The sequence below is a fragment of the Pseudonocardia endophytica genome (assembly GCF_004339565.1).
Taxonomy (GTDB): domain Bacteria; phylum Actinomycetota; class Actinomycetes; order Mycobacteriales; family Pseudonocardiaceae; genus Pseudonocardia; species Pseudonocardia endophytica.
The window spans coordinates 1,567,345-1,591,444 of sequence record NZ_SMFZ01000002.1 but is presented as its reverse complement, the minus strand read 5'-3'; the positions used below and the strand labels follow the sequence as shown (position 1 = coordinate 1,591,444).

Genomic DNA, 24,100 nt, shown 5'->3' with positions numbered 1-24,100 from the left:
GGGCACTGGGGCCCGGGGACAGCTCAGCCGGTGTTGCGCAGACCGGCGGCGATGCCGTTGACGGTCACGAGCAGTGCGCGCTGAAGCTCCGGGTCGGGAGCGTCGGTCGCACGGCGCCTGCTGAGCAGCTCCACCTGTAGGTGGTGCAGAGGTTCGAGGTAGGCCTCACGGACCTCGAGGGTCTGCCGCAGGACGGGGTGCGCCGCCAGCAGGCAGGCGTCACCGGTCAGCCGCAGCACCTCGTCGAGCGTGCGTTCGTGTTCCTCGCGGATCCGGTCGAAGATCACGTGCAGCCCCGGGTCGACGAGCCTGTGCACGTAGTAGCCCGCGATCCGCAGGTCGGTCTTGGCCAGCGTCATCTCGACGTTGCCGAGCAGGTTGACCAGGAACGGCCACTGCCGCATCTCGTCGAGCACGTCGTCGAGCCCGGCCTCCCGCGCCGCCCGCAGGCCGCTGCCGAGGCCGAACCAGCCGGGGATCACCATCCGGGTCTGCGTCCATCCGAAGACCCACGGGATCGCCCTCAGGTCGTCGAGCGACCCGGTGCCGGCGGTTCCCCGGCGCGACGGGCGGGACCCGACGTTGAGCAGCGACAGCTCGGCGACCGGTGTGGCGTCGGTGAAGAACTGCCAGATCCCCGGGGACTCGACGAGGTCCCGGTAGGCCCGCGACGCCGCGTCGCTGACCACGTCCATCGCGGCGTCCCACCGGCTCAGCACGTCCTCGCGCACCCGGGACTCGCGGTGCAGCAATGACGCGTCGAGGACTGCCGCCAGCATCAGCTCGAGGTTCTCGGCGGCCAGGGCGGGGGACCCGTACTTGTCGGAGACGACCTCGCCCTGCTCCGTCACCTTCATCGAGCCGTCGACGACGCCGAACGGGCTGGCCGCGACCGCCTCGGCCGCCGGGCCGCCGCCGCGGCCGACCGATCCGCCGCGGCCGTGGAACAGGCGCAGCCGGACCCCGTGCGAGGACGCGACGTCCCGCAGGTTGCGCTGGGCACGGTGGATCTCCCACTGCGACGTGGTGATCCCGACGCCCTTGTTCGAGTCCGAGTACCCGAGCATGACCTCCTGCACGTCGCCGCGGGCCCGCACGATGCGCCGGTAGGGCTCCTCGCGCAGCAGGCCGTCGAGCAGCTCGCCCGCGCGGGACAGCTCGGTCGCGGTCTCCAGCAACGGGACGAAGTCCACAGTGGAGCGGGTCTCGCCGCCCGAGCCGCTGTCCACCAGGCCGGCCTCGCGGGCCAGCAGGACCGCGGCCAGCACGTCGTCCACCCCGCGGCACATCGAGATCACGTAGGTGCGCACGGACTCCGCGCCGTGCAGCTCCTGTGCACTGGCCATCGCGTCGAACGTGGACAGTGCGAAGTCGACGACCTCCGGCAGCGCGGCGCGGCGCGGCGCGAGCGGGCGGTCCGCGGCCAGCTCGCCGGACAGCAGCGCGACCTTCTCCGCACGGTCCAGCTCCGGGTAGCGCCCGGCCTCGGCACCGAGACGCGCGTACAGGCCGGCGAGGCCGTCGTGGTGGACGTCGCTGTGCTGCCGGACGTCGAGCTCGGCCAGGGTCAGCCCGAGCACCTGCGCCGCCCGGACCGCACCGGTCAGCAGGCCGTCGGCGATCCGGCCGCCGAGGTGGGCGCGCAGGGACCGGTCCATGACTCCCAGGTCCCGCAGGTACTCCTCGACCCCGAGGTAGTCGCAGCCCTCCTGGTGGTGCCGTCCGGCGGCGATCCGGTCCCGCGTGTTCTCCAGGCGAGCGAAGATCATGCCGCACTTGAGCCGGTACGGTTCCCCCGCGTTCCCCCGCACGTAGTGGTTGTGCACCTCGGGGAGGTACCGCCGGTCCCCGGCCAGGCTGCGCCGCAGCTCGTCGGTCACGCCGGCGATGCGCGTGGACATGCTCAGCTGGGCACCGAGGCTCTCCACCAGGCGCAGGTGGACGTCGAGGGCACGCCGCGCGTAGAGCGCGAGACAGTCGAGGGTCGTCTGCGGCGTCACGTTCGGGTTGCCGTCGCGGTCGCCGCCGACCCAGCACCCCAGCCGCAGCGGCCGGGCCCCCTCCGGCAGCTCCATCCCCACCGCGTCCAGCGCCGTCTGCAGCTTCTGCAGCACGCGCGGGGCGGTCCGGGCGCCGATCTCCTCCAGGTAGCGGCTGATCGCGGCCGCCTCGTCGACCACGGTCGGGCGGTGCGGTCTGATCTCGTCGGTCTGCCAGAGCGCGTCGACGGCCCCGGCCAGGTCCTCGTCCGACGCGCCGTCGGTGAGTCCCTCCGCGACCTGGCGGAGGATCCCGCGCACGGACAGCCGCGACGACTCGGTCGGGTGCGCGGTGAACACCGGGCGCAGCTCCAGCCGGCTCAGCACCTCCTCCACGGCGGCGCGGTCGGCCTCGTCGTCCACACGCCGCAGCAGCTCGACCAGACCCGGACGGCGCAGGTCCCCGCTGTCGCGCCTGCGCTGCAACTCACGCACCCGGTGGACCTGCTCGGCCACGTTGGCCAGCCGGAAGTAGCAGGAGAACGCGCGGGCGAGCTCGACGGCGGTGCCGGCATCCAGGTCGGCGAGCAGTGCCGCGATCTCCCCGCGGTCCTCGCCCTCCTCGACCTGCGTCCCGGGCTGCTCGCCGGTCGCCCCGGCGGCGAGCACCCGGACGTGCTCGACCAGCTCCAGCATCGTCGGCCCGACGTGCGCGACCAGCGTCTGGCCCAGCATCGTGGCCAGCCGCCGGATCGCCGCCCGGAGCGCGTCGTGCTCGTCGCGCGAGACGACGCCGGCGTGGGTGGCGACCGACTCGCGCGCGAGCAGGGCGGTGTCCACCTCGGGATGGACGGCGCTGCTCATGTCGCCCGCCCGGACAGGCCCGCGAGGTCGATCGCGGGGTAGAGCGGGTGGCGCGCGAGCAGGTCACGGACCCGCGACCGCACCGCGGCCCGCACCTCGTCGCGCAGGTCGTAGTTCGCCTTGCTCACCGAGGTGGACGTGGTCCGGGGCTGCGCGGCGGCCAGCGCGACGCACACCAGCTCGGCGATCTCGCCGATCTCGTCGTGGCCCATGCCCAGCGTGGTCACGGCCGGCGTGCCCAGCCGCAGCCCGGACGTGTACCACGGACCGTGCGGGTCGCCCGGCAGCGCGTTGCGGTTGACGGTCAGCCCGCACTCGCGCAGGACCGACTCCGCCTGCCGGCCGGTGAGCCCGAACGACGCCCACACGTCCAGCAGGACCAGGTGGTTGTCGGTCCCTCCGGTGACGATCACGCCGCCGCGCCGGGCCAGCTGGTCGGCCAGCGTGCGGGCGTTGTCCACCACGGCGGCGGCGTAGCTGCGGAACTCCGGGCGCAGCGCCTCCCGGAACGCCACGGCCTTCGCGGCCATCGCGTGCGACAGCGGCCCGCCCAGGACCATCGGGCACCCCTTGTCCACCGCGTCGGCGAGCTCGCCGCCGGTGAGCACGAGGCCACCGCGCGGTCCGCGGAGGGTCTTGTGCGTGGTCGAGGTGACGATGTCGGCGTGCGCCACCGGGTCGTGGTCACCGACCAGGGCCTTGCCGGCGACCAGCCCGGCGAAGTGCGCCATGTCCACCATGAACGTCGCCCCGACCTCGTCCGCGATCTCCCGGAACGCCGCGAAGTCGATCGCGCGGGGATAGGCGCTGTACCCGGCCAGCAGCACGGCCGGGCGCACCTCGCGGGCGCGGGCCCGCACGTGGTCCAGGTCGAGCAGGCCCGTCCGCGGGTCCACCGAGTAGCTGTGCGCCTCGAACAGCCGGCTGGAGATGTTGTGCCGGTAGCCGTGGGTCAGGTGCCCGCCGGAGTAGAGGTCCATCCCGAGCAGGCGCTGGCCGGTGGTGGCACGGCGGAGGTTCTCCCAGTCCTCGGCGGACAGGTTCGCCGGGTTCTTCTCGCCGAGCTCGGCGAGGGCGGGGGCTTCCACCCGGGACGCGAGCACGGCCAGGTAGGCGACGAGGTTCGCGTCCGCCCCCGAGTGCGGCTGGACGTAGGCGTGCTCGGCGCCGAACAGCTCCCGGGCCGCCGCGGCCGCGCGCGACTCGATGTCGTCGACGTTGTCGCACCCGGCGTAGAACCGGTGCCCCGGGTAACCCTCCGCGTACTTGTCCGTGAGCAGGTTCGCGTGCGCCGCCTGCACGGCGGGCGAGCAGAAGTTCTCGCTGGCGATCAGCTTGACGTTCGAGCGCTGGTCGGAGAGCTCACGCAGGATCGAGCGCGCGACGTCCGGGTCGACGGCGGCCGTGGCGTCCACCGACGCGAGGAACGAGACGGCCCCGACGTCGGGCTCCGCTCCGCCGAGGGCGGCCAGGTAGGTGTGCAGCAGCCGACCCGGCTCGGGTTCGGCTCCGCTGTCCGGCCCGTTCGGCCGGACCGCCGTGGTCGTCTCGCTCATCGCTGCCTCACTCGTGTCGACTGATCCGTACCGCCACCGACGACGGCGTCCACCGACCCGGTGTCGCCGACCGGGCACACGGGGCCGCCACCGGCCCGCATCGCCGCGGCCACCTCCGCGGCGCGGACCGAGCGGGCCACGTCGTGGACCCGCACCCCCCATGCCCCGGCGCCCGCGACCACCGCGGTCACGGACGCGGTCAGCTCGTCGCGGTCGGCCGTCGGGCGGGGCGCGCCGGGGCCGGCCCCGAGCTCGCCGAGGAACGCCTTGCGGGAGGCCCCGACGAGCACCGGGTATCCGAGCGCGCCGAGGCGCTCCAGCGACCCGAGCAACGCCCAGTTGTGCTCCGCGCGCTTGGCGAAGCCGAGTCCCGGGTCGACCACGATCCGGTCGGCGTCGACCCCCGCCTCCCGGGCGGCCTCCACGCATCCGGCGAGCTCCTCGACGACCTCGGCGACGACGTCCCGGTAGACCGCCCGCTCGACCATGTCGAGGCTCGGCCCGCGGGAGTGCGCGAGCACCAGCCGCACACCGGCCGAGGCGACGTAGTCGATCATCGATGGGTCGGCACGGCCGCCGCTCACGTCGTTGACCATCACGGCGCCCGCCGCCACGGCCGCCTCGGCCACGACACGCCTTGTCGTGTCCACGCTGACCGGGACGCCGGTCGAGGCGAGCTCGGCCACGACCGGGACCACGCGCAGGAGCTCCTGCTCGACCGGCACCCGTGAGGCGCCCGGCCGGGTCGACTCGCCGCCGACGTCGATCACGTCCGCGCCGTCGGCCCACATCTCGAGTCCGTGCGTGACCGCGTCCTCGTGGTCCTGGTGGCGGCCGCCGTCGGAGAACGAGTCCGGGGTCACGTTGAGGATCCCCATGACCGTGCACCGGTCGGCGCCGGCCCAGCGGACGCTACCCATGTCCGACATCAGGACAGGTTGACGATGTTGCCGTCGGCGTCGATGTCGATCTCGTGCGCGGCCGGGTTCGCGCCAAGGCCGGGCAGCGTGCGCATCTCGCCGCACAGCGGGTAGATGAACCCGGCACCGACCGACGCGCGGACCTCGCGCACCGGCATCCGCCACCCGGTGGGAGCGCCCTTGAGCGACGCGTCCGACGAGATCGACAGATGGGTCTTCGCGATGCAGACCGGCAGGTTGCCGAAGCCGTTCGACTCGTAGCGGTCCAGCTGCTTCGCCGCGGCCGGGGCGATGTCGACCCCGTCGGCCCCGTACACCTTCCTGGCGACGATCTCGATCTTCTCGCGCAGCGACGCCTCGGACGGGTAGAGGAACTGGAAGTCCGACGGCTCGTCGGCGGCCTCGGCCACCGCCTGGGCCAGGTCGGTCGCTCCCTTGCCGCCCTCCGCGAAGTTCGTGCACACCGCGGACCGCGCGCCCATCGACTCCGCGATCTCGGCGATCGCGGCGTGCTCCGACGGGTGGTCGCCGGGGAACGCGTTGATCGCGACGACCGGCGACACACCGTGCAGCCGGATGTTCTCGATCTGCTTGCGCAGGTTCGACCCGCCCTGGTGGACCTCGTCCGGGTTCTCCGCCAGCAGCGCCTCCGGCAGCTTCTGTCCCGCGACGATCCGGTGGTTGCCGGAGTGCGCCTTGAGCGCGCGCACCGTGGTCACGACGACCGCGGCGTCCGGGACCAGGCCGGAGGCACGGCACTTGATGTTGAAGAAGCGCTCGGCGCCCATGTCGGCGCCGAACCCGGCCTCGGTGATCAGGTAGTCGCCGCCGCGGATGCCGATCAGGTCCGCGACCACCGAGGAGTTGCCGTGGGCGATGTTGCCGAACGGGCCGGCATGCACCAGTACCGGCGTGTTCTCCAGCGTCTGCATCAGGTTCGGCTTCAGAGCGTTGATCATGATCGCGGCCATCGAGCCGGCGCCCTTGAGGTCCTCGGCCGTCACCGCCCCGCCGTCCGGGCGGTACCCGACGACGATCTTGCCCAGCCGCTCGCGCATCTCCGGAAGCGACCGGGACAGTGCCAGGATGGCCATGACCTCCGACGCCGCCGTGATGTCGAACCCGGTCTGGCGCGGGATCCCGTCCAGCTTGCCGCCCAGCCCGACGATGATGTTGCGCAGCGCCCGGTCGTTCGCGTCGATCACCCGTCGCCAGGTGATCTCGTGCTGGCTCAGGCCGGACGCGTTGCCCTGGAACAGGTGGTTGTCCAGCACGGCGGAGAGCATGTTGTGCGCCGCGGTCACCGCGTGGAAGTCGCCGGTGAGGTGCATGTTCAGGATGTCCATCGGAACGACCTGCGAGTAGCCGCCGCCCGCGGCGCCGCCCTTGATCCCGAACGTCGGCCCCATGGACGGCTGGCGGATGGCCACGGTGGCCTTCTTGCCGATGTGCGAGAACGCCTGACCGAGGCCGACCGTGGTGGTCGTCTTGCCCTCGCCCAGCGGTGTCGGCGTCACCGCGGACACGACGACGTACTTCGCCTTCGGCCGGTCGGCGAGCTCGTCGACCGCGCTCAGCTTGATCTTCGCCACGTCGTCGCCGTACGGCTCGAGCAGGTGACTCGGGATGTCGATCGAGCCCGCCACCGCGTCGAGCGGCTTGAGCGTCGCCGACCGTGCGATCTCGAGATCCGACGGGAATGCCATAGCGTTTCGTCCTTTCGGCAGGTGCCGGGCCGATCGTCGGCTCGGGGGGACCCGGTCAGAAGATGTCGTCGAAGTCGATCCGCACGCGGTCGGTCCGCGCGCGGGACAGGCAGGCGAGTACGACGCCTTCCTGCAGGTCGTCCGGGCGCAGTGTCTGCAGCACCCCGGGCCTGATCCGGACCTTGCCCTCGGCGAGCTTGACGATGCAGGACGCGCAGGTGCCCTCCTGGCAGGAGAACGGCACGTCCGCGCCGGAGCGCAGCAGCGCGGACAGCAACGGCTCGTCGGCCTCCGTCTCGGCCTCGTACTCCTCCCCGCCGACGACCGCGATCACCCGCGCGGCTACCGGCTCCTCGGTCCCGTCGGCGGCGTCGTCCGGAACGAGCAGGTCGTCGGCGCCGTCGTCGTCCGAGTCGTTGAGGACGAGGTCGAAGCTCTCCTTGCGGATGTCGTTGATGTCCACGCCGCGTTCGACGAGGAACTCCTCGGCCGCGGTCATGAACTCCTCCGGTCCGCAGAGGAACACCGACAGCGGACGGGGGTCCGCGAGCGACTCCCACAGCCCCTTCAGATAGGCGGGATCGACACGGCCCCGGTCGCCGATCCAGTCCTCGCCCGGGCGGGACAGCACGTGGCGCACCTGCACCCGCGGGTGCGTGGCCAGCGCGTCCACCTCCTCGCGGAGGATGATGCCGTCCTCGGTCCGGTTGCCGTAGAGGAACGTGATCCGGTCGTCCCCGCCGCCGTCCAGCACGTGCCGGGCGATCGCGACCAGCGGCGCGACGCCGCTGCCGGCGGCCAGGATCAGGTAGTGGCGCGGCTCGTCGGTGGGGACGTAGAGCCGCCCACGCGGTGGGGCGATCTCCAGCAGGTCGCCCTCACTCACCCGGTCGACGAGATACGTCGACATCGCCCCGCCGTCGATCCGCTTGACGGTGATCCGCAGCCACGGGTCCGTCCCCGGCACCGAACTCAGCGAGTACTGACGCGAGATGTCCTCGCCCGCCGGATCGTCCTCGACCGCGACGAACTGGCCCGGCCGGTACCCGAACGTCGTGGCGAGGTCGCCGGGGACCCGGAAGTACAGGCTGACCGTGTCGTCGGTCTCCTGGACCCGCTTGTCCACGCGGAGTGTGTACGTCGCCATTGCTCGTCTCCTCCGTCCCGGCGTCTCCCGGAACCGCGTCGTCGGGGTTAGCTCGGGTACTCGTTCGCGAGCTTGAACATCTTCAGGAGGGCGTGGTTCTCCGGGAGCTTGTGCCCGTCGAGCTCCTGGGCCGCGAACCCGAAGAACACCTCGGCGCTGCCGGCGATGTGCGCGATCGCCCGCGACTTCTCGATCACCCCGTAGTGCAGGAAGTCACCGCCGTACGCCCGGCAGGCGACCAGGGCCGCTCCCAGCGAGTAGTTGATGTACTCGCGTCCCAGCTCGCGCAGGCCGGTCCACTGCGAGATGCAGTTGGAGAACGCGCAGCCCGCCGGGTAGCCGAAGCGCTCCCGGACCGCGGCGATCCCCCGCATGCACGACCCGACCGACGGCGCGTCCATCGTCCCGAGGTCGGCGATCGGAGCGGTCACCCCGATGTCGTCGAGCATCGGCTTGTAGAACTCCTCGATGAACGTGCAGCAGCCGTCCGGTGACGGGTCGGCGCCGTCGTTGGCCATGATCATCACGGCCCCCGGACGGTGCTTGCGCAGCGCGTCGAGCTCCTCGTCCTCGGTGTCCATGTTCAGCGAGGCGAACACGCACCGCTCCAGTACCCCGAGGTCGGCGGCGGTCTCCAGGCCGGCGATCCGCACCTCCGCCTCCGACGCGTTGATCAGCATCGGGGCGCGGCTGCGCTCGGCGACGAACGGGAGGAACGCCTGGATCGCCTCCGGTGACGCGGCGATCACGTCGTAGGCCATCTGCACGCCGTGCGCCGCGGCCGCCTTGTCGGCGCGCTCGATCAGCGTGTTCGCCCGGTCCCGGTCGAACTCGCCTGCGAAGGCGTCGGTCACGACGGAGTGGTTGTCGTAGAAGATCGATCCGACCATCAGGCCGGTGCTCGACCCGAGCGGCCCGCCGATCGTGACGTCGCCCAACGTGATCTCGTGCAGTTCCATCCAGCCTCTCCCGGTTGTCGTCGTACGGCCCGCGGCGCAGGTCGTCCGATCAGTCCACTTCGGTCACGATTCGGCCGTCGTTCCCGACGTCGAACCGTCCGTCGCTGAGCGCCGTGGCCCACGTCGCCGTCGGCACCACGGCTCCGAACGGGAAGAAGTGGACGGCCGAGATGAGGCTCTCCTCGTCGCGGGCCACGGCCCGCGCGACGCCGGCGAACGTGTCGGCCGGGCGGTAGACCTGGGTGGCGAGCTTGAACACGCCCCCGCTCTGCTTGCGCAGGACGGCCAGCGAGGGGCCGATCCCGCAGGACAGGCCGAACTTGAGCAGCTTGGCCGGCGACGTCAGCCCGGGAAAACCCACGTGCACGGGAAGCTTGTTGCCGTTCTCCCGCATCCGTCGTTCCCACTCGATGATCGGCTCCGCGGCGAAGCAGAACTGCGTCACGATGTGCAGGGGGAGACCGAACTCGTCGGCGATCTTGTTCTTCCTGGCGATCGCGTCGTCCACCGTCCCCGGGTCGACGCCCGGGTTCCCCTCCGGGTGCCCGGCGACCCCGATGCTGGCGAACTCCCTGCGCTGCAAGCAGTTCGACTCGAGAACCTGCATCGTGTTGTCGATCGATCCGGCCGGAGAGGAGATCGAGCCCGCGATCAGCAGGATGTCGGTCACCCCGCGATCGACCAGCTCGCCGAGCATCCGATCCATCTCGTCGAGGTCGCGGACGCCCCGGACCGCGATGTGGACCACGGGCCGCAGGCCGACCCGGCGGGTGCCCTCTGCGGCACCCAGCACCCGCTCGAACGGCACGTTGCCCAGGTACGTGATGTACACGGGCGCACCAGGGGCCAGCACATCGGCGACCTCCGGCAGCTTGCCGGCCTCGCGCGGAGTCACCTCAAGGCTGAACCCTCCCGCGAGGCGCCGTGCGGCGGCGCGCACCTCGTCGGCACCGAGCTCATCGTTCACCATCGAACCTCCCGTCGTCGGCGGCGCCGTCCGGCGCGCCGATCCAGCGACGCCCGGACAGTATCTTACGTAAACGTCAGATATCCAGAGACACGACGAACTTCTTCGGAACTTCTTCTCCGGCCTGCTGCTCGGAGGTCCCGCGCCGCGGGTCAGGCCCCGGCGGCCGCGTCCGGCCGGGACCGGGCCGACCCGTCCAGCGCCGCGTCGAGGACCGGTCCGATCTCGTCGGCGGCCGTGGCCCCGTAGGCCTCCCGCAGCCGGTTCGCGGCGTCCGCGGGGTCGATCACCCACTCCTGCGTGCCGGTGGTCTCCAGCACGTGGGTGGCCACCAGGGAGCCGAGCTGCGCCGAACGCTCCAGCGGCAGGTCGGCCGCGATCCCGGCGAGGAAACCGGCCCGGAACGCGTCGCCGACACCGGTGGGGTCGACCACCCGGCGGGCCGGGACGACATCCACGTGGCGGGTCGTCCCGTCGGACTCCACCAGGTCCACGCCCCGGTCGGACAGCGTCGTGACGCGCAGGCCGACCCGCGCGGCGATCTCCCCGGCGTCCCATCCGGTCCTGCGGGTCAGCAGCTCCCACTCGTACTCGTTGGTGAACAGGTAGGTCGCCCCGTCGACGAGCGTCCGGCACTGCTCGCCGTCCAGGCGCGGCAGCTGCTGGGACGGGTCGGCGGCGAACGCGACGCCGAGCGCCCGGCACTCCTCGGTGTGCGCCAGCATCGCGTCCGGGTCGTTCGCGCCGACCAGCACCAGGTCGACCCCGTGCGAGCGCACCAGCGGCTCCAGCCGGATGGATCGGGCCTCGCTCATCGCGCCGGCGTAGAACGACGCGATCTGGCACTGGTCGTCGTCGGTCGTGCAGGTGAAGCGCGGGGTCTGCGCCGACTGCGAGATGTGCACCCCGGCACAGTCGACCCCGTGCTTCCCGAGCCAGTCGCGGTACTCGGCGAAGTCGGTTCCCACGGCGCCCACCAGCACCGGAGCCTGCCCGAGCACGCCCATTCCGAACGCGATGTTCGCGGCGACCCCGCCCCGCCGCACCTCGAGATCGTCGACCAGGAAGCTCACCGATATGCGGTCGAGACGGTCGGCGACCAACTGTTCCGAGAACCGACCCGGAAAATGCATGAGATGGTCGGTGGCGATGGATCCGGTAACGGCAGCGGTGACGCTCACGAGAACTCCTGCGGGCTCGGCGTTGGACGGATCATTGTCTCGTCACCGCCCGCCGCTTTCTTCGTGCCGACGGACAACGCACGGGAGCGCCGGTTGTGCGGCGTCACAGCCGGGTACCGCATCTCCGGTGGCCGGATCGCCTGGCCCGCAACGCAAACGGGCCCGGATGAGGATCACCCACCCGGGCCCGGTGCCCGGCGTCGGACCGCAGCGACAGTAGTCTCAGACGCCCAGCTTCTCGGCCGCCGCGCGGACGCCCTCGACCCGGTTGTGAATCTTCTGGAACGCGATGTCCCGCGCGAAGTCCGGGGATCCGTGACTCGGCTTCTCGTCGATCGAGAACGGGGAGAAACCGCAGTCGTCGGTCGCTCCGAGCTGTTCGCGCGGAATGAAGTTGGCGGCCCGCACGATCGCGTCGCGCACCTCCTCCACGCTTTCCACCCGCGGGTTCAGCGGGTTGATGACCCCGACGAACGCGGTCTGCGCCACGCCGTTCGCGTCGGACCGGACGTGCTTGCCGATCGACTCGTAGACCGGGTCCTTGTCCCGCTCGCTGGCCAGCTGGATCAGGAAGTACCCGGCGTTCATCTGGAACATCTTCGGCAGCAGGTTGCTGTACGGCACGTCCGCCGAGTGCACCGAGTCGCGGTCACCACCCGGACAGGTGTGCACGCCGATGTTCTTGCGCTCCTCGGGGGTGAACCGGTCGAGCACCCAGTTGTTGATCTCGATGAAGCGGTCCAGCAGGCCGGCCCCGGTCCACGGGTTGCGCGGGTCGTTGCGGGTCGCCAGCCTGCCCTCGGTGAAGTCGATCGACACCCGGGCGGCGCCGGCCTCGAACGCCTTGCGGATGTCCCGCTCGGTCTCGTCGGCGAGGTCGCGCTCGAACTGCTCCTTCGGGTAGCCCGGCACCTCATCCTCGAGCGGGTAGAGCAGGTAGAGCATCGACGGCGCGATCACCGCCTGCTTCATCGGCCTCGTCGCGTAGCCGATCGACTTCGAGAAGGTGTCGGCGGCGTAGGTCTTGTACCGGAACGGTCCTCCGGTCAGCCGCGGCAGCTGGCGCCCGTGCCCGTCGGCGAAGATCGCGAAGAACTGACCGCCCTCCCCGGAGAGGTTGTCGGCCAGCCCGGTCCCGCTCAGGGTGTCCGTGATCGGGTACGTGGCGAAGCTGGACCAGCGCTGCTCGCCGTCCGAGACGATCGGCGACCCGGCGGCCTCCTGACCCGCGATCGAGTTCTTGACCGCCTCGTCCTGCACGGCCTCCAGTTGTTCCTTGCCGATCTCCCCCCGGTCGTAGGCGCCGAAGGCGTCCTGCAGCTTCTGCGGCCTGGGCAACGAGCCGACCTGCTCGGTCGGGATGCCCGTCGCCTGCCTAGGGTCGTATCCGCTCACGGGTGCGTACCTCCAGTGTCCGTCGTTGGCTCAGTGGTGTGGCGCGAACGTGTGCGTCGCCGTCGCGGCGACGCATCGGATCATATGAATGAGACAGACCGGTCTCTCTCAAGACCGGGACAGTAGGACGTGACATGACTCACGTCAAGATCGCGCGGCGATCGGTACCGGTTCAGCTCCGCAACGGCTGGGACGACGCTGCCGCCCGGCACGCCGTGACGAGGCGCTCGACGTACCCCACGTCAGCGGCCTCCGTGCCGCACACGACCAGCCCCTGGGCTCGCTCGGCGATGCCGGTCGCGAGCTCGGCGGCGATCCGGCGCCCGACCTCACGGCCCTGCGCCCCGGCGCGTTCGAACTCGCGCACCGTGGAGTCCGGGATCCGGACGTCCGGGATCTCGTGACGCAGGTACTCCACCTCGTCGAACGTCGTGAGCGGTCGCAACGACACGATCACCGGCGTGCGTCGCGGGTCGAACTCGGCGAGCAGGCGGTCGAGCCCGTCGAGCTCGTAGACCGGCTCGGTCAGCAGGAACCCGGCACCGGCGTCGACCTCGGTGTGCGCCTGGCGCAGCGCCGCGTCCAGATCGTCGCGCCCGAGGTTGACCCGTGCGCCGATCTCGAACGTCGTCGTGGCGGTGAGGCCCACGCCGTTGTGGTCACGGCCTGCGTTCAGGGCGACGAGCAGCTCGATCAGTCCGACCGAGTCCACCTCCCACACCCCGTCGACGCTCGGGTAGTCGCCCAGCAGCGGTGGGGAGCCGGTCTCGCACACGATGCGTCGCACGCCCAGCGCGTGCGCGCCGAGCAGGTCCGCCTGCAACGCCATGATCGTCCGATCCCAGGTCGGGACGCTGACGACGGGGTCGACCCCGGCCCGGTCGCCGAGGTGCACGGCCAGGTTGACGGTGCTGACCCGGGCGCGCGGGGCTCGCGAGGCGGCGACCACCACCGTGTCCACCCCGACCTCGCGCAGCGTCCGCGCCGTGGAGACCATGCGGTCGGTCTCCCCCGGCGCCGGCGGGACGAACTCGGCGGCGACCAGGAACGGGGTGCGACCGGCAACGGCCGTGGTGCCCGCTCCGGACACCACCTCCCGCACGCCGCCGACCGCGGCGGGCGTCGCGGCCGGCGCCCGCCGGTACTCGCGCACGATCTCGACCACGGCACCGATCTGCGCCGGGGTCGTCCCGCAACAGCCACCGACGACGGCCGCGCCCGCCTCCACCAGCTGCCGCACGTAGCGGACCAGGTAGTCGGAGTCGATCACGTACTCGAACCGCGAGGGGCCGACCCGGCGGGGCAGGCCGGCGTTGGGCTGCGCGATCAGCGGTGCGGTGGTGTGCCTGCCCAGCTCCCGCACCACCGAGAGGCAGCCCTGCGGTCCCAGCGTGCAGTTCGCGCCCAGCGCGGCGACCCGGTGCGGGGGCACCGCCCGCGCCAGATCGGCCACCGTGTGCCCGCTCAGCATCCGCTCGTCCTCGGCGAACGTCGCCTCGGCGATCACCGGGACGCCCCGCCCCTCGGCGATCCCCACTGCTTCCACGAGCTCGTCCAGGTGCCCGAACGTCTCCAGCACCAGGGCGTCGACACCGGCGCTGACCAGCACGTCCATCTGCTCGGCCAGCGCCTCGGCGCGCGCGGCGGCCGAGACCCGGCCCCGCTGGTGCACCGTGATCGCCGGGGAGACCGACCCGGCGACGAGTACCGGCCTGCCGACCGCGACGGCGGCCTGGCGGGCGATCTGGGTACCCGCGCGGTTGATCTGCTCGGTGCGCGCGGCCAAACCGGCCTCGTCCAGCCGCAGGCGGGTGGCGCCGAACGTGTTCGTCTGGATGATGTCCACACCGGAGTGCAGGTAACTGTCGTGCACCGCCCGCACGAGCTCCGGGTCGGACACGTTGAGATGCGGCAGCTGCTGGTCCAGCGGGCGCCCGGCGGCGTGCAGCATCGTCCCCATCGCGCCGTCGCAGACCAGGACGCCGGCGCTGCCGGCCAGAAGTGACTCGATCATTGCTCCCCCGACGGGACGAGGATCTCCACCGCGACCTGCGCCAGCAGCCGATCCTGGTAGGAGTTCAGGGACAGGCCGGTGAGCTCCTCGATCCGCCGGATCCGGTAGCTGACCGTGTTCGGGTGCACGTGCAGGCTCGTGGCCGCGCGCCGCGGACTGCAGTTCTCCCGGAAGTAGGCCGAGAGCGTGCGCAGGTGCTCCGACCCGCCGCCCGCGTCCTGCTCCAGCACCGCACCCAGGACCTCGTAGGCGAACGCGCGCAGGTCGGCCACGTCGGGAACCTGCAGCAGCAGGCGCTGCACGCCGAGCTCGGCGAACGCCACCACCGCTCCCCCACTCGTCCGGCGGCGGATGGTCTCGAGCGATCGACGGGCCTGGCTGTAGGACTGGGCGATCTCGTGCGGGCGCAGGCACCGCCCGCCGATGCCGGTGGCCGTGACGATGCCGGGGTGCCGGCGTTCCGCCTCCGCGCGGCATCGCACGGCGAGCTCCTTCACGTGCGGCAGGCCCGGCCGGCCGGCCGGGGCGGGCACGATCCCGACCACCTCGTCCTCGCGGGCGGCGACGATCGCGTCCGGCGCGTGCTGGGCGAGGAAGTTCTCGATCGTGGCGTGTGCGGCGGTCAGCGGCTCAGCCACGTCGGAACGCCCGTCATGTCCGGGTGGCCGGGCGCGCGCACACGTCGCCAGCACGTGGTGGTCCCGCCCCTCGGCGAACCCGAGATGGCCCGCCCATCTGGCGATCTCGCCCTCCTCCCTGGTGCGGCCGTGCAGCACGCCCTCGATCAGCTCCCGGCGCGCCCGGCCCGCGGCCGCGGCCACCACCCGCTCGCGACCGAGGACGACGCCGCAGATCAGCGCGGCGTGCTCGGTCAGCAGCACCTGGACGTCGTCGCCGAAGCCCTCGTCCCCGGTGCTGAACGTGACCAGGTAGGCGACGATGTCCTCGCCGGTGCTGATCGGTGCGACCACGGCCGACGAGGCGGGGTCCGCGGAGCCGGGCAGCGTCAGCGCGCGGCGGGCGCGGGCGACGGTGGTCAGCACCGGCCCCAGACCGCGCTGGGCCGCGTGTGCCCGCAGCCGGTCGACCGGCCCGGCGTCGCTGTCCTCCCCACCGGCCGAGGCCAGCACGGTGAGCGTCGGGCTCAGCACGGCGACCGCGGAGCCGACGACCCGTGCGAGCAACCGGGTGACCGCGGCCAGGTCGGTCCGTTCGGTCGCCAGAGACGACATCCGCCCGTACGCGGACACGATCTTGCGCAGCGCCGCGGACTCGCCGAGCTCCGCGGGCACGACGGCCGTGACCGGCTCGCTTCCCGGCAGGCTCACCGGCACCTCCGGACGTCCCGGTTCGAGCACTGCCCCACCGTTGGTCTCCGATCACAAAGTCGGGCTGCATCCGGCTGTGACCCCGGCCCCATCGCCCGTCTGCGCTCCGGCGGCGCGGGCAGCGCCCCCGGCGCCGCGGAGCGTACTCGGAGGTCGAGCCGCCGAGAACCGGCTTCCACCGCACACCCGCCACGACACCGGTCGGTTGTCGCCCCGACACAATGATCGACTGCTGTTCTTTGGGATCGCCGCCGATGACGGTGACCTGGGTCTCAGAGCACGCTCTCCGTCACGACGCCGACCGGAGACGCTCCGGTCCGCAAGGCCCGGATCTGCGGGCCGGCCGGTGCACGAGGACCGGCGCTGCGACGGACGACCGGCGGCCGTCGCCTCCGCTCAACGCCGACAGGAGGCAGTACATGCTCGTGGACTTCCGTCCGCACACACGCCTGCGGAGCCAGAAGACACCGATCACGATCAGCGACTCGCTCGGCCCCGTGGTGGACGCCCTCAGCGAGAGCTCGACCGACCTGTCCCGGGTACGCGTGGTCTGCGACTGGGTGCAGTACCGGCAGAACTTCCGGGACGCCGTCGAGCTGCGCCCGATCGTCTCCGCCGGGTCCGGCTCCGTGGAGCCGCAGCCGGTCCCGGAAGGCGTCCGCGACGACGACCTGGAGATCGCGATCGACGTGCGGCGCAGCGCGGACCACTCGTTGCGGGACCTGACCCACGCCGCGCTCTCCGCCCACGCCGACGGCGGCCGGGACTCCGGCCACGTCCCGCTCGAGGACTGGCGGCCCACCAGGGACAGCTGCATCTGGGACTTCAACGCCCTGTACTGGTCCGCCCTCGACCTGTGGGAGAAGGCGACCGGCCAGGCCTACGAGCAGGCGCTGCCCGGCGGCGAGAGCGACGCGCGCAACCGGGACGCCGCCCGCTCGCTGATCGACGAGCTGTTCGCGGTGTGGGACGGGCTCGCCGACGGCGACGCCCTCCCGCCCGAGCTGTACGTGGTCGAGCTGGGCGTGGGCAACGGCAACCAGGCCAAGGTCTTCCTCGACGAGTTCCGCGAGCGCGACGGCGAACACGGCCGGGGCTACTACCGCCGCCTGCAGTACCTGATGTGCGACTACTCGCCGCACGTGCTGGACCTGGCCCGGGAGACGGTCGCCGACCACGCCGAGCACGTCAGCTCGTTCGTGCTGGACGCGACCCGCCCGCAGTCCACTCTCGGGTTCCTGCAGTTCAAGGTCTTCCTGGTCTACATCTCGAACGTCTACGACAACCTCCCCACCGACGAGGTCGCGCAGCTCGGTGGGCGCACCTACCTCGTCGAGTCCCGGGCCTACCTGCCCCGGGACGAGGTGACCGAGCTCGCCGAGCTGGTCCACGCACGCCCGGACCAGATCGGCGAGCTCGTCCAGAAACTGCTCCGGCTGGGCCCCGCCCTCCTCGCCGAGGCCCGGCCGGAGCACCTCGGCGGCCCGGACGCCGCCGTCGAGTTCTGGCGCAGGGCCTGGTCCGCGGTGCGGCTCGAGGAGCGCTACGTCGCGCTGCCCGGGCTCGATCTCTACGAGCTCGCGCCGACGGTGAGCGGAGAGGCCCTGCGCCCCCTCGTCGAGTCCGGTGCGGACATCCGGATGCACGTCAACAACGGCGCCGTCGCCAGCTTCGTGGAGACCCTGCCGCTGCTGCACCCGTTCGGACGGCTGATCTGCCATGACATCTTCGTGACCGACGCCGGCGCGTACCGCACCGGCTTCAAGGGACCCGGCAAGTACGACGGCTCCGTCGTGAACTGGGTGAACGGGCAGCTTCTCGCGCACGTCGGCCGGCGCCGCGGCTTCGACGTCACCTACGCCCCCTTCGCGCACCGGACCGGAACCAACATCATCACGATGACGGCGCAGGTGAGGGACTGACATGGACACCCGCACCCTGCTGCCCACCTCGGTCGTGGGCTCCTGGCCGGTGCCGGAATGGCTGGAGCGGCTCAAGACCGACTACTTCCGCGGCCGGATGAGCCGCTCCCAGCTCGAGGAGGTCCACGACACCGCCGTCAAGGCGGCGATCAAGGACCAGGAGCTGGCCGGCATCGACGTCGTCTCCGACGGAGAGCTGCGCCGGGACAACGACGTCGACTACCTGCTCGCCCGGATCCCCGGCATCGAGATCCCGGTGCCCAGCAAGGAGTTCTACTACGACTACTACGACGTCCGGGCAGGAAAGCTGGCAGTTCCCTCGGACGCCGTGGGGCTGGGTCTGGACCGGGACTTCGCGTTCACCCGCTCGCAGACCGACCGGCCGGTCAAGTTCTCGTTCACCGGACCGTTCTCGCTGTCCCGCCGCGTCACCGACCACGCCTACGACGACCCCGCCGAGCTCGTCCGCGCCCTCGCACGGGTGCTCTCGGACGCCGCGCACGCGCTGGCCGAGTCGGGCGCGACCCTGCTGCAGATCGACGAGCCGTTCCTGGCCGGCTACCCCGACCAGGTCGGGCTGGCCGTGGAGGCGATCAACACCGTCGTCCGGGACGTGGACGTCACGTGGGCGCTGCACGTCTGCTACGGCAACCGCTATGCGCGCCCGCTCTGGCAGGGACACTACGACTTCCTGTTCCCCACGGTCCTCGACGCCCATGTCGACCAGCTCGTGCTGGAGTTCGCGCGCAAGGGGTACGAGGACCTTCCGGTGATCAAGCGGTCCGGTTGGGACCGCACCATCGGGCTGGGCGTGGTGGACGTGAAGTCCCGCGAGATCGAGCCGCCCGAGCTGATCGCCACCCGGATCCGGCGGGCGCTCGAGCTGGTCCCCGCCGACCGGCTCGTCGTCAACCCGGACTGCGGGTTACGCAACCTCCCGCAGCACGTGGCCACCGCCAAGCTGCGGGCCATGGTCGAGGGCACGGCCCTCGTCCGAGCCGAGCTGCCGGATCCGGCGCCCCCGGAGCCGGAGCCCGCCCCGGAACACCTGTCGAACGGCGTCCCCGGCCACGACGACGGCGCCGGGACACCGGCGGATCCCGGCGAACCGGCGGAGGCCGGCGCCGCCGCCCCGAGTACCGATCTCTCGACCACACGAGGAGCGTAGGAATGACCCAGTCAGTTTCGTCCGAGTACCTGTTCACGTCGGAGTCGGTGACCGAAGGGCATCCGGACAAGATCGCGGACGCGATCTCGGACGCCGTCCTGGACGCCGCGCTGGCCGGTGACCCCGGTTCCCGCGTGGCCTGCGAGACGCTGATCACCACCGGCATGGTCGTGCTCGCCGGCGAGATCACCACCAGCTCGCAGATCGACTACACGCAGACCGTGCGGGACACCGTGAACCGGATCGGCTACGACGACGGCCGCTACGGCTTCGACGGGCACAGCTGCGCCGTCCTGACAGCGCTGGACAAGCAGTCCCCTGACATCGCGCAGGGCGTGGACCAGGCCGCCGAGGCACGGGCGCTGTCCGAGGACGAGCTGGACTCGGCGGGTGCCGGCGACCAGGGCATGATGTTCGGCTACGCCACCGACGAGACCACCGAGCTGATGCCGATGCCGATCGCGCTGGCGCACCGGCTGTCCCGGCGGCTGGCCGCGGTCCGCAAGGACGGCACGCTGCCCTACCTGCGTCCGGACGGCAAGACCCAGGTCTCGGTGCGGTACCGGGACAACGTCCCGGTCGCCGTCGAGCGGGTGCTGGTCTCCACCCAGCACGCCGAGGAGGCGACCAACGAGCAGATCCGCGACGACCTCTGGAAGCACGTCGTCGCGACCGAGCTCCCGCAGGACTTCTACGACGCCGACAAGCTCCAGGAGGACCTGCTGATCAACCCCACCGGCCGGTTCGTCATCGGCGGCCCGGTCGGCGACGCGGGCCTCACCGGCCGCAAGATCATCGTCGACACGTACGGCGGGTACGCCCGGCACGGCGGAGGGGCGTTCTCCGGCAAGGACCCGTCCAAGGTGGACCGCTCGGCGGCCTATGCGGCGCGCTACGTCGCGAAGAACGTCGTCGCGGCCGGGCTGGCGGCCAGGGCGGAGGTCCAGGTGGCCTACGCGATCGGCGTGGCCCGGCCGGTGTCGGTGCTGGTGGACACGTTCGGCACCGAGCGGCTGGACCGCACGGTGATCGAGAAGCTGGTGTCGGAGCACTTCGACCTGCGCCCGGCCGCCTTCCGCCGCTACCTCGACCTGCAGCGTCCGATCTACTCGCCCACGTCGGCCTACGGGCACTTCGGGCGCGAGGACGGCGACTTCCCGTGGGAGCGCACCGACAAGGCCGCCGACCTGCGCTCGGCGGCCGGGCTCTGACGAGCCGACGAGAGAGGAGACGTCACCGATGACCGCATCCGAGACGAGCCACCCGAAGCTGCAGCACGCTGGCGGGCTCGATTTCGCCATCGCCGACATCACCGAGGCGGAGTACGGCCGTAAGGACATCCGGCTCGCCGAGAACGAGATGCCGGGTCTGGTCGACCTGCGGCGCGAGTACGCCGAGGCGAAGCCGCTGCACGGTGCCCGGATCGCCGGTTCGCTGCACATGACCACCCAGACCGCCGTGCTGATCGAGACGCTGGTCGCGCTGGGCGCGGACGTGCGCTGGGTGTCGTGCAACATCTTCTCCACCCAGGACTACGCGGCCGCCGCGGCCGTGGTCGGCCCGCACGGCACCCCGGAGAACCCGCAGGGTGTGCCGGTGTTCGCCTGGAAGGGCGAGTCGCTCGAGGACTACTGGTGGTGCACCGAGCAGCTGTTCAAGTTCCGCGACGAGAACGGCAACGTGGTCGGCCCGAACATGATCCTCGACGACGGTGGTGACGCCACCCTGCTGGTGCACAAGGGTGTCGAGTTCGAGAAGACCGGTGTCGTGCCGACCGTCGCCGACGACGACCTGACCGTCGCCGACGAGGAGCGCGTGGTGCTGGCGACGTTGCGCCGCAGCCTGGCCGAGGACCCGCAGCGCTGGACCACGATCAACTCCGACATCCGTGGTGTCACCGAGGAGACCACGACCGGCGTCAACCGGCTCTACCAGTTGGCCGAGCGTGGTGAGCTGCTGTTCCCGGCGATCAACGTCAACGACTCGGTCACCAAGTCGAAGTTCGACAACAAGTACGGCATCCGGCACTCGCTGATCGACGGACTGAACCGGGCGACCGACGTGTTGCTCGGCGGTAAGGTCGCGGTGGTCGCCGCCTACGGCGACACCGGCAAGGGGTCGGTGGAGGCGCTGGCCGGGCAGGGTGCCCGGGTCATCGTCGCCGAGGTGGATCCGATCTGTGCGCTGCAGGCGTTGCTCGAGGGCCACGAGGTCAACACGCTCGAGAACGTCATCGACAAGGCCGACATCCTGGTCACCGCGACGGGGAACAAGGACATCGTCACCGTCGAGTTGATGAAGCGGATGAAGCACCAGGCGATCGTGGCGAACGTCGGTCACTTCGACAACGAGATCGACATGGCCGGGCTGGGCCGGGTCGAGGGCATCCAGCGGATCACGATCAAGCCGCAGGTCGACGAGTGGATCTTCCCGGACGGGCACTCGATCATCGTGCTCTCCGAGGGCCGGCTGATGAACCTGGGCAACGCGACCGGGCACCCGTCGTTCGTGATGTCCAACAGCTTCTCCAACCAGGTGATCGCGCAGATCGAGCTGTTCACCAAGCACGAGGAGTACAACAAGGACGTCTACCGGCTGCCCAAGCACCTCGACGAGAAGGTCGCCCGCATCCACGTGACGGCGCTCGGCGGGGAGCTCACCACGCTCTCGAAGGACCAGGCCGAATACATCGGCGTGGACGTCGAAGGCCCGTACAAGCCGGAGCACTACCGCTACTGAGGTAGCACCACCGGCACCGACCGCCCCGGGGGTCGGCGGGACGCCCCGCCGACCCCCGGGTGCACCGACCGCCGTCCACCCGGCGGCGCGACACCGGAAGGAACCGACGGTGAGTGTGTTCGGCGACGTCGAGCTCGATCTCCTGACCGAGGGTCTGGAACCACCCCCGCGAGCCGAGCTGATCGACGGGCGGAGCGTCGCCCGGCGCCTGCGGGCCGAGGTCCGGCGCGAGATCGCGCGGCTCCCGGACGAGGCCGCGACCTGCGGGCTGGCCACCGTGATGGTGGGTGTGAACGAGGCCGCGGCGGTCTACGAGCGACGGCTGCGCGCCCTCGCGGGCCGGCTCGGCATCGGGTACCGCCATCTCTGGCTGGCCGACGGCTGCCCGACCCGGGACGTGGCCCGGGTGGTCGACCAGCTGAACTCCGACCCGAGCGTGCACGGCATCCTGCTGCTGCGCCCGTTCCCGTCCGGCGTGTCCGAAACGGACGTGTTCGCCCGGCTCGACCCGGCCAAGGACATCGAGGCGGTGCACCCGGAGAACGCCGGCCTGCTCGCCATGGGTACGCCGCGGTTCGAACCGTCGACCCCGGCGGCCGCGTTCCACATGCTCGACACCTGGCTCGACGCGACCGGTCAGGACCGTGCCCGGTTCTACCGGGGTGCGACGATCGTCGTGGTCGGCCGGTCGAACAACGTCGGCAAGCCGGCGCTGGCACTGGGGCACGCGCGCGGCGCGATCGTGGTGTCCTGCGACGAGTGGGCGTCGCGCACCGGCAACCTCGCGGAGGTCACGCTCCGGGCCGACGTGCTGATCGTGGCGGCCGGCGTGCCGAACCTGATCGGGCCGGAGCACGTCGCCGACGGTGCGGTGCTCCTGGACGTCGGGATCAACCCGGTCACCGACCCGGAGAGCGGCCGGACCCGTATGGTCGGCGACATCGACCTACCCGCCGTACTGCACCATGCGCGCGCCGCGACCCCGGTTCCCGGCGGTGTCGGACCGGTCACCGACGTGTGGCTGATGCGCAACTGCGTCCGTGCCGCGTCGCTGCGTGCCGGTGGCGAGGGGGCGGCGTGCGCTACGACCCCCGGGCGCTGACCGGGATCCCCACCGAACCGGTGGGGTCGCTGCCGCGGCCGGCCGCGCTGCAACAGGCCTACCTCGACCACGACGCCGGCCGGATCGACCGGGCGACGCTCGAGGCGGCCCAGGAGTCGGCCGTCCGGCAGACGATCAGGAGCTACGAGGCGACCGGGGCGCCGATCATCAGCGACGGCGAGCAGCGGCGGGTGTCGTTCGCCACCTACCCGGTCACCCAGACGCCGGGCACGACGGGGCTCGCGCCGACGCTGGATCCGGACGGCCAGATCCTGGCGATCTTCGAGGACGGGCACGGCCGGCGGCTCCCCCGCCTCGCCCGCGGGCCGTTCGCGTACGCGAACTACGCGGCCGACCAGCTCGCGACGTCGATCGGCTACACGACCAGACCGATGAAGCAGGCGGTGATCTCACCGTCGACCCTGGCGCTGCTCTACCCGCTCCGGGAGCGCGTGCCCGGCTACAGCCGCGACGAGTTCGAGACCCGGCTGGTCGACGAGTGCGAGCGGGACATCCGGTCGGCGTTCGAGGTCGGCGCGGCGCGGGTGTCCGTGGACTTCACCGAGGGACGGTTGGCCACCCGCGACGATCCCCGGAACCCGTGGACCGGAGCCGGGCTGCTACCGCACTTCATCGAGCTGATCAACGCCGTGATGGCCCGGTTCGACGCGCGCGAGCGGGCGCACATCGGCGTGCACACCTGCGCGGGGGCCGACCGCGACACGGCGCACTCCGCGGACGTCCCCTACCCCGGTGTGCTCGCCGAGCTCTTCCGGATCGACGCCGGCTACTTCCTGATCCAGCTGGCCGCCGAACCCGACAGGGACACGGTCTGCGCGGCGATCGGCGAGCACCTCCGCACCGACGCCCACGGCGTCACGCAGATGGCCTACCTCGGGGTCGTCGACCCGCGCAGCCCCCGGGTGGAGAGCCCCTGGGAGATCGCCGACACGCTCACCCGCGCGGCCGACTTCATCCCGGCCGAGCAGCTCGGCTCGACCGACGACTGCGGGTTCTCCCCGTTCTCGAACGACGAGAAGCCCCGGCACGGCTCACCCGACATCGCCCGCGGCATCGCGTTCCGGAAGATCAAGAGCAGGGTCGAGGGCACCCGGCTCGCCGCGGAGAAGCTCGGCATCGCCTGACCGGAGCC

General features: G+C 71.6%; 17 protein-coding genes. 6 read left to right on the top strand and 11 right to left on the bottom strand.

The genetic code is table 11. The features are described 5' to 3' along the window. Positions 1-23 precede the first annotated feature (23 nt). From ppc to EV378_RS26275, 11 genes are all read right to left on the bottom strand, one after another. Positions 24-2,843 (bottom strand): phosphoenolpyruvate carboxylase, encoded by a 2,820-nt coding sequence (ppc, locus tag EV378_RS26325; RefSeq protein ID WP_132430082.1) that lies wholly within the window; start codon positions 2,841-2,843, stop codon positions 24-26. Then, on the bottom strand, positions 2,840-4,399 hold the full coding sequence (locus tag EV378_RS26320) for a glycine hydroxymethyltransferase (protein WP_132430081.1): 1,560 nt from the start codon (positions 4,397-4,399) through the stop codon (positions 2,840-2,842). Before EV378_RS26320 ends, ppc begins: the two co-directional genes overlap by 4 nt. Next, complete coding sequence (folP, locus tag EV378_RS26315; protein WP_424511258.1) at positions 4,396-5,328, bottom strand: dihydropteroate synthase; 933 nt, start codon at positions 5,326-5,328, stop codon at positions 4,396-4,398. The genes EV378_RS26320 and folP overlap by 4 nt, the downstream gene beginning before the upstream one ends. Continuing rightward, positions 5,328-7,025 carry a formate--tetrahydrofolate ligase gene (locus tag EV378_RS26310; protein WP_132430080.1) on the bottom strand — a complete coding sequence of 566 codons (1,698 nt, stop codon included), beginning with the start codon at positions 7,023-7,025 and terminating at the stop codon, positions 5,328-5,330. Before EV378_RS26310 ends, folP begins: the two co-directional genes overlap by 1 nt. Positions 7,026-7,080: 55 nt before the next feature. After that, on the bottom strand, positions 7,081-8,172 hold the full coding sequence (locus EV378_RS26305) for a ferredoxin--NADP reductase (protein WP_132430079.1): 1,092 nt from the start codon (positions 8,170-8,172) through the stop codon (positions 7,081-7,083). A gap of 47 nt (positions 8,173-8,219) precedes the next feature. Further along, positions 8,220-9,131, bottom strand: coding sequence for a tetrahydromethanopterin S-methyltransferase subunit H family protein (locus tag EV378_RS26300; protein WP_132430078.1), 912 nt, complete (start codon positions 9,129-9,131; stop codon positions 8,220-8,222). Between the two features lie 49 nt (positions 9,132-9,180). Continuing rightward, the gene (locus tag EV378_RS26295) at positions 9,181-10,101 is read right to left on the bottom strand and encodes a methylenetetrahydrofolate reductase (RefSeq protein WP_132430077.1); all 921 of its coding nucleotides are present in this window, start codon (positions 10,099-10,101) and stop codon (positions 9,181-9,183) included. Positions 10,102-10,250: 149 nt separating this feature from the next. Beyond that, positions 10,251-11,231 carry a carbohydrate kinase family protein gene (locus tag EV378_RS26290; RefSeq protein ID WP_132430076.1) on the bottom strand — a complete coding sequence of 327 codons (981 nt, stop codon included), beginning with the start codon at positions 11,229-11,231 and terminating at the stop codon, positions 10,251-10,253. A gap of 270 nt (positions 11,232-11,501) precedes the next feature. Then, a complete protein-coding gene (locus EV378_RS26285) occupies positions 11,502-12,674 on the bottom strand; it encodes a cobalamin-independent methionine synthase II family protein (protein WP_243653777.1) in 1,173 nt (390 codons plus the stop codon). Between the two features lie 172 nt (positions 12,675-12,846). Continuing rightward, positions 12,847-14,688 carry a bifunctional homocysteine S-methyltransferase/methylenetetrahydrofolate reductase gene (locus EV378_RS26280; RefSeq protein ID WP_132430075.1) on the bottom strand — a complete coding sequence of 614 codons (1,842 nt, stop codon included), beginning with the start codon at positions 14,686-14,688 and terminating at the stop codon, positions 12,847-12,849. Further along, positions 14,685-16,016: a PucR family transcriptional regulator gene (locus EV378_RS26275; RefSeq protein WP_132430074.1), complete on the bottom strand. Its 1,332-nt coding sequence runs from the start codon at positions 16,014-16,016 to the stop codon at positions 14,685-14,687. The genes EV378_RS26280 and EV378_RS26275 overlap by 4 nt, the downstream gene beginning before the upstream one ends. A gap of 419 nt (positions 16,017-16,435) precedes the next feature. Between EV378_RS26275 and EV378_RS26270 the strand changes: the two genes are divergently transcribed. The 6 genes from EV378_RS26270 (at position 16,436) to EV378_RS26245 (ending at position 24,092) form a co-directional block, all read left to right on the top strand. Next, positions 16,436-17,938, top strand: a complete 1,503-nt coding sequence (locus tag EV378_RS26270; RefSeq protein ID WP_132430073.1) for a class I SAM-dependent methyltransferase — start codon at positions 16,436-16,438, stop codon at positions 17,936-17,938. A 1-nt stretch (position 17,939) separates the two neighbouring features. Further along, on the top strand, positions 17,940-19,106 hold the full coding sequence (locus EV378_RS26265; RefSeq protein ID WP_132430072.1) for a uroporphyrinogen decarboxylase/cobalamine-independent methonine synthase family protein: 1,167 nt from the start codon (positions 17,940-17,942) through the stop codon (positions 19,104-19,106). A gap of 2 nt (positions 19,107-19,108) precedes the next feature. Continuing rightward, positions 19,109-20,317, top strand: coding sequence for a methionine adenosyltransferase (gene metK, locus EV378_RS26260; RefSeq protein ID WP_132430071.1), 1,209 nt, complete (start codon positions 19,109-19,111; stop codon positions 20,315-20,317). Between the two features lie 28 nt (positions 20,318-20,345). Continuing rightward, positions 20,346-21,845 carry an adenosylhomocysteinase gene (ahcY, locus tag EV378_RS26255; protein WP_132430070.1) on the top strand — a complete coding sequence of 500 codons (1,500 nt, stop codon included), beginning with the start codon at positions 20,346-20,348 and terminating at the stop codon, positions 21,843-21,845. Positions 21,846-21,954: 109 nt separating this feature from the next. Continuing rightward, a complete protein-coding gene (locus tag EV378_RS26250) occupies positions 21,955-22,947 on the top strand; it encodes a bifunctional 5,10-methylenetetrahydrofolate dehydrogenase/5,10-methenyltetrahydrofolate cyclohydrolase (protein WP_132430069.1) in 993 nt (330 codons plus the stop codon). Next, the gene (locus EV378_RS26245; protein WP_243653776.1) at positions 22,923-24,092 is read left to right on the top strand and encodes a uroporphyrinogen decarboxylase/cobalamine-independent methonine synthase family protein; all 1,170 of its coding nucleotides are present in this window, start codon (positions 22,923-22,925) and stop codon (positions 24,090-24,092) included. Before EV378_RS26250 ends, EV378_RS26245 begins: the two co-directional genes overlap by 25 nt. The last annotated feature ends 8 nt before the right edge of the window (positions 24,093-24,100 follow it).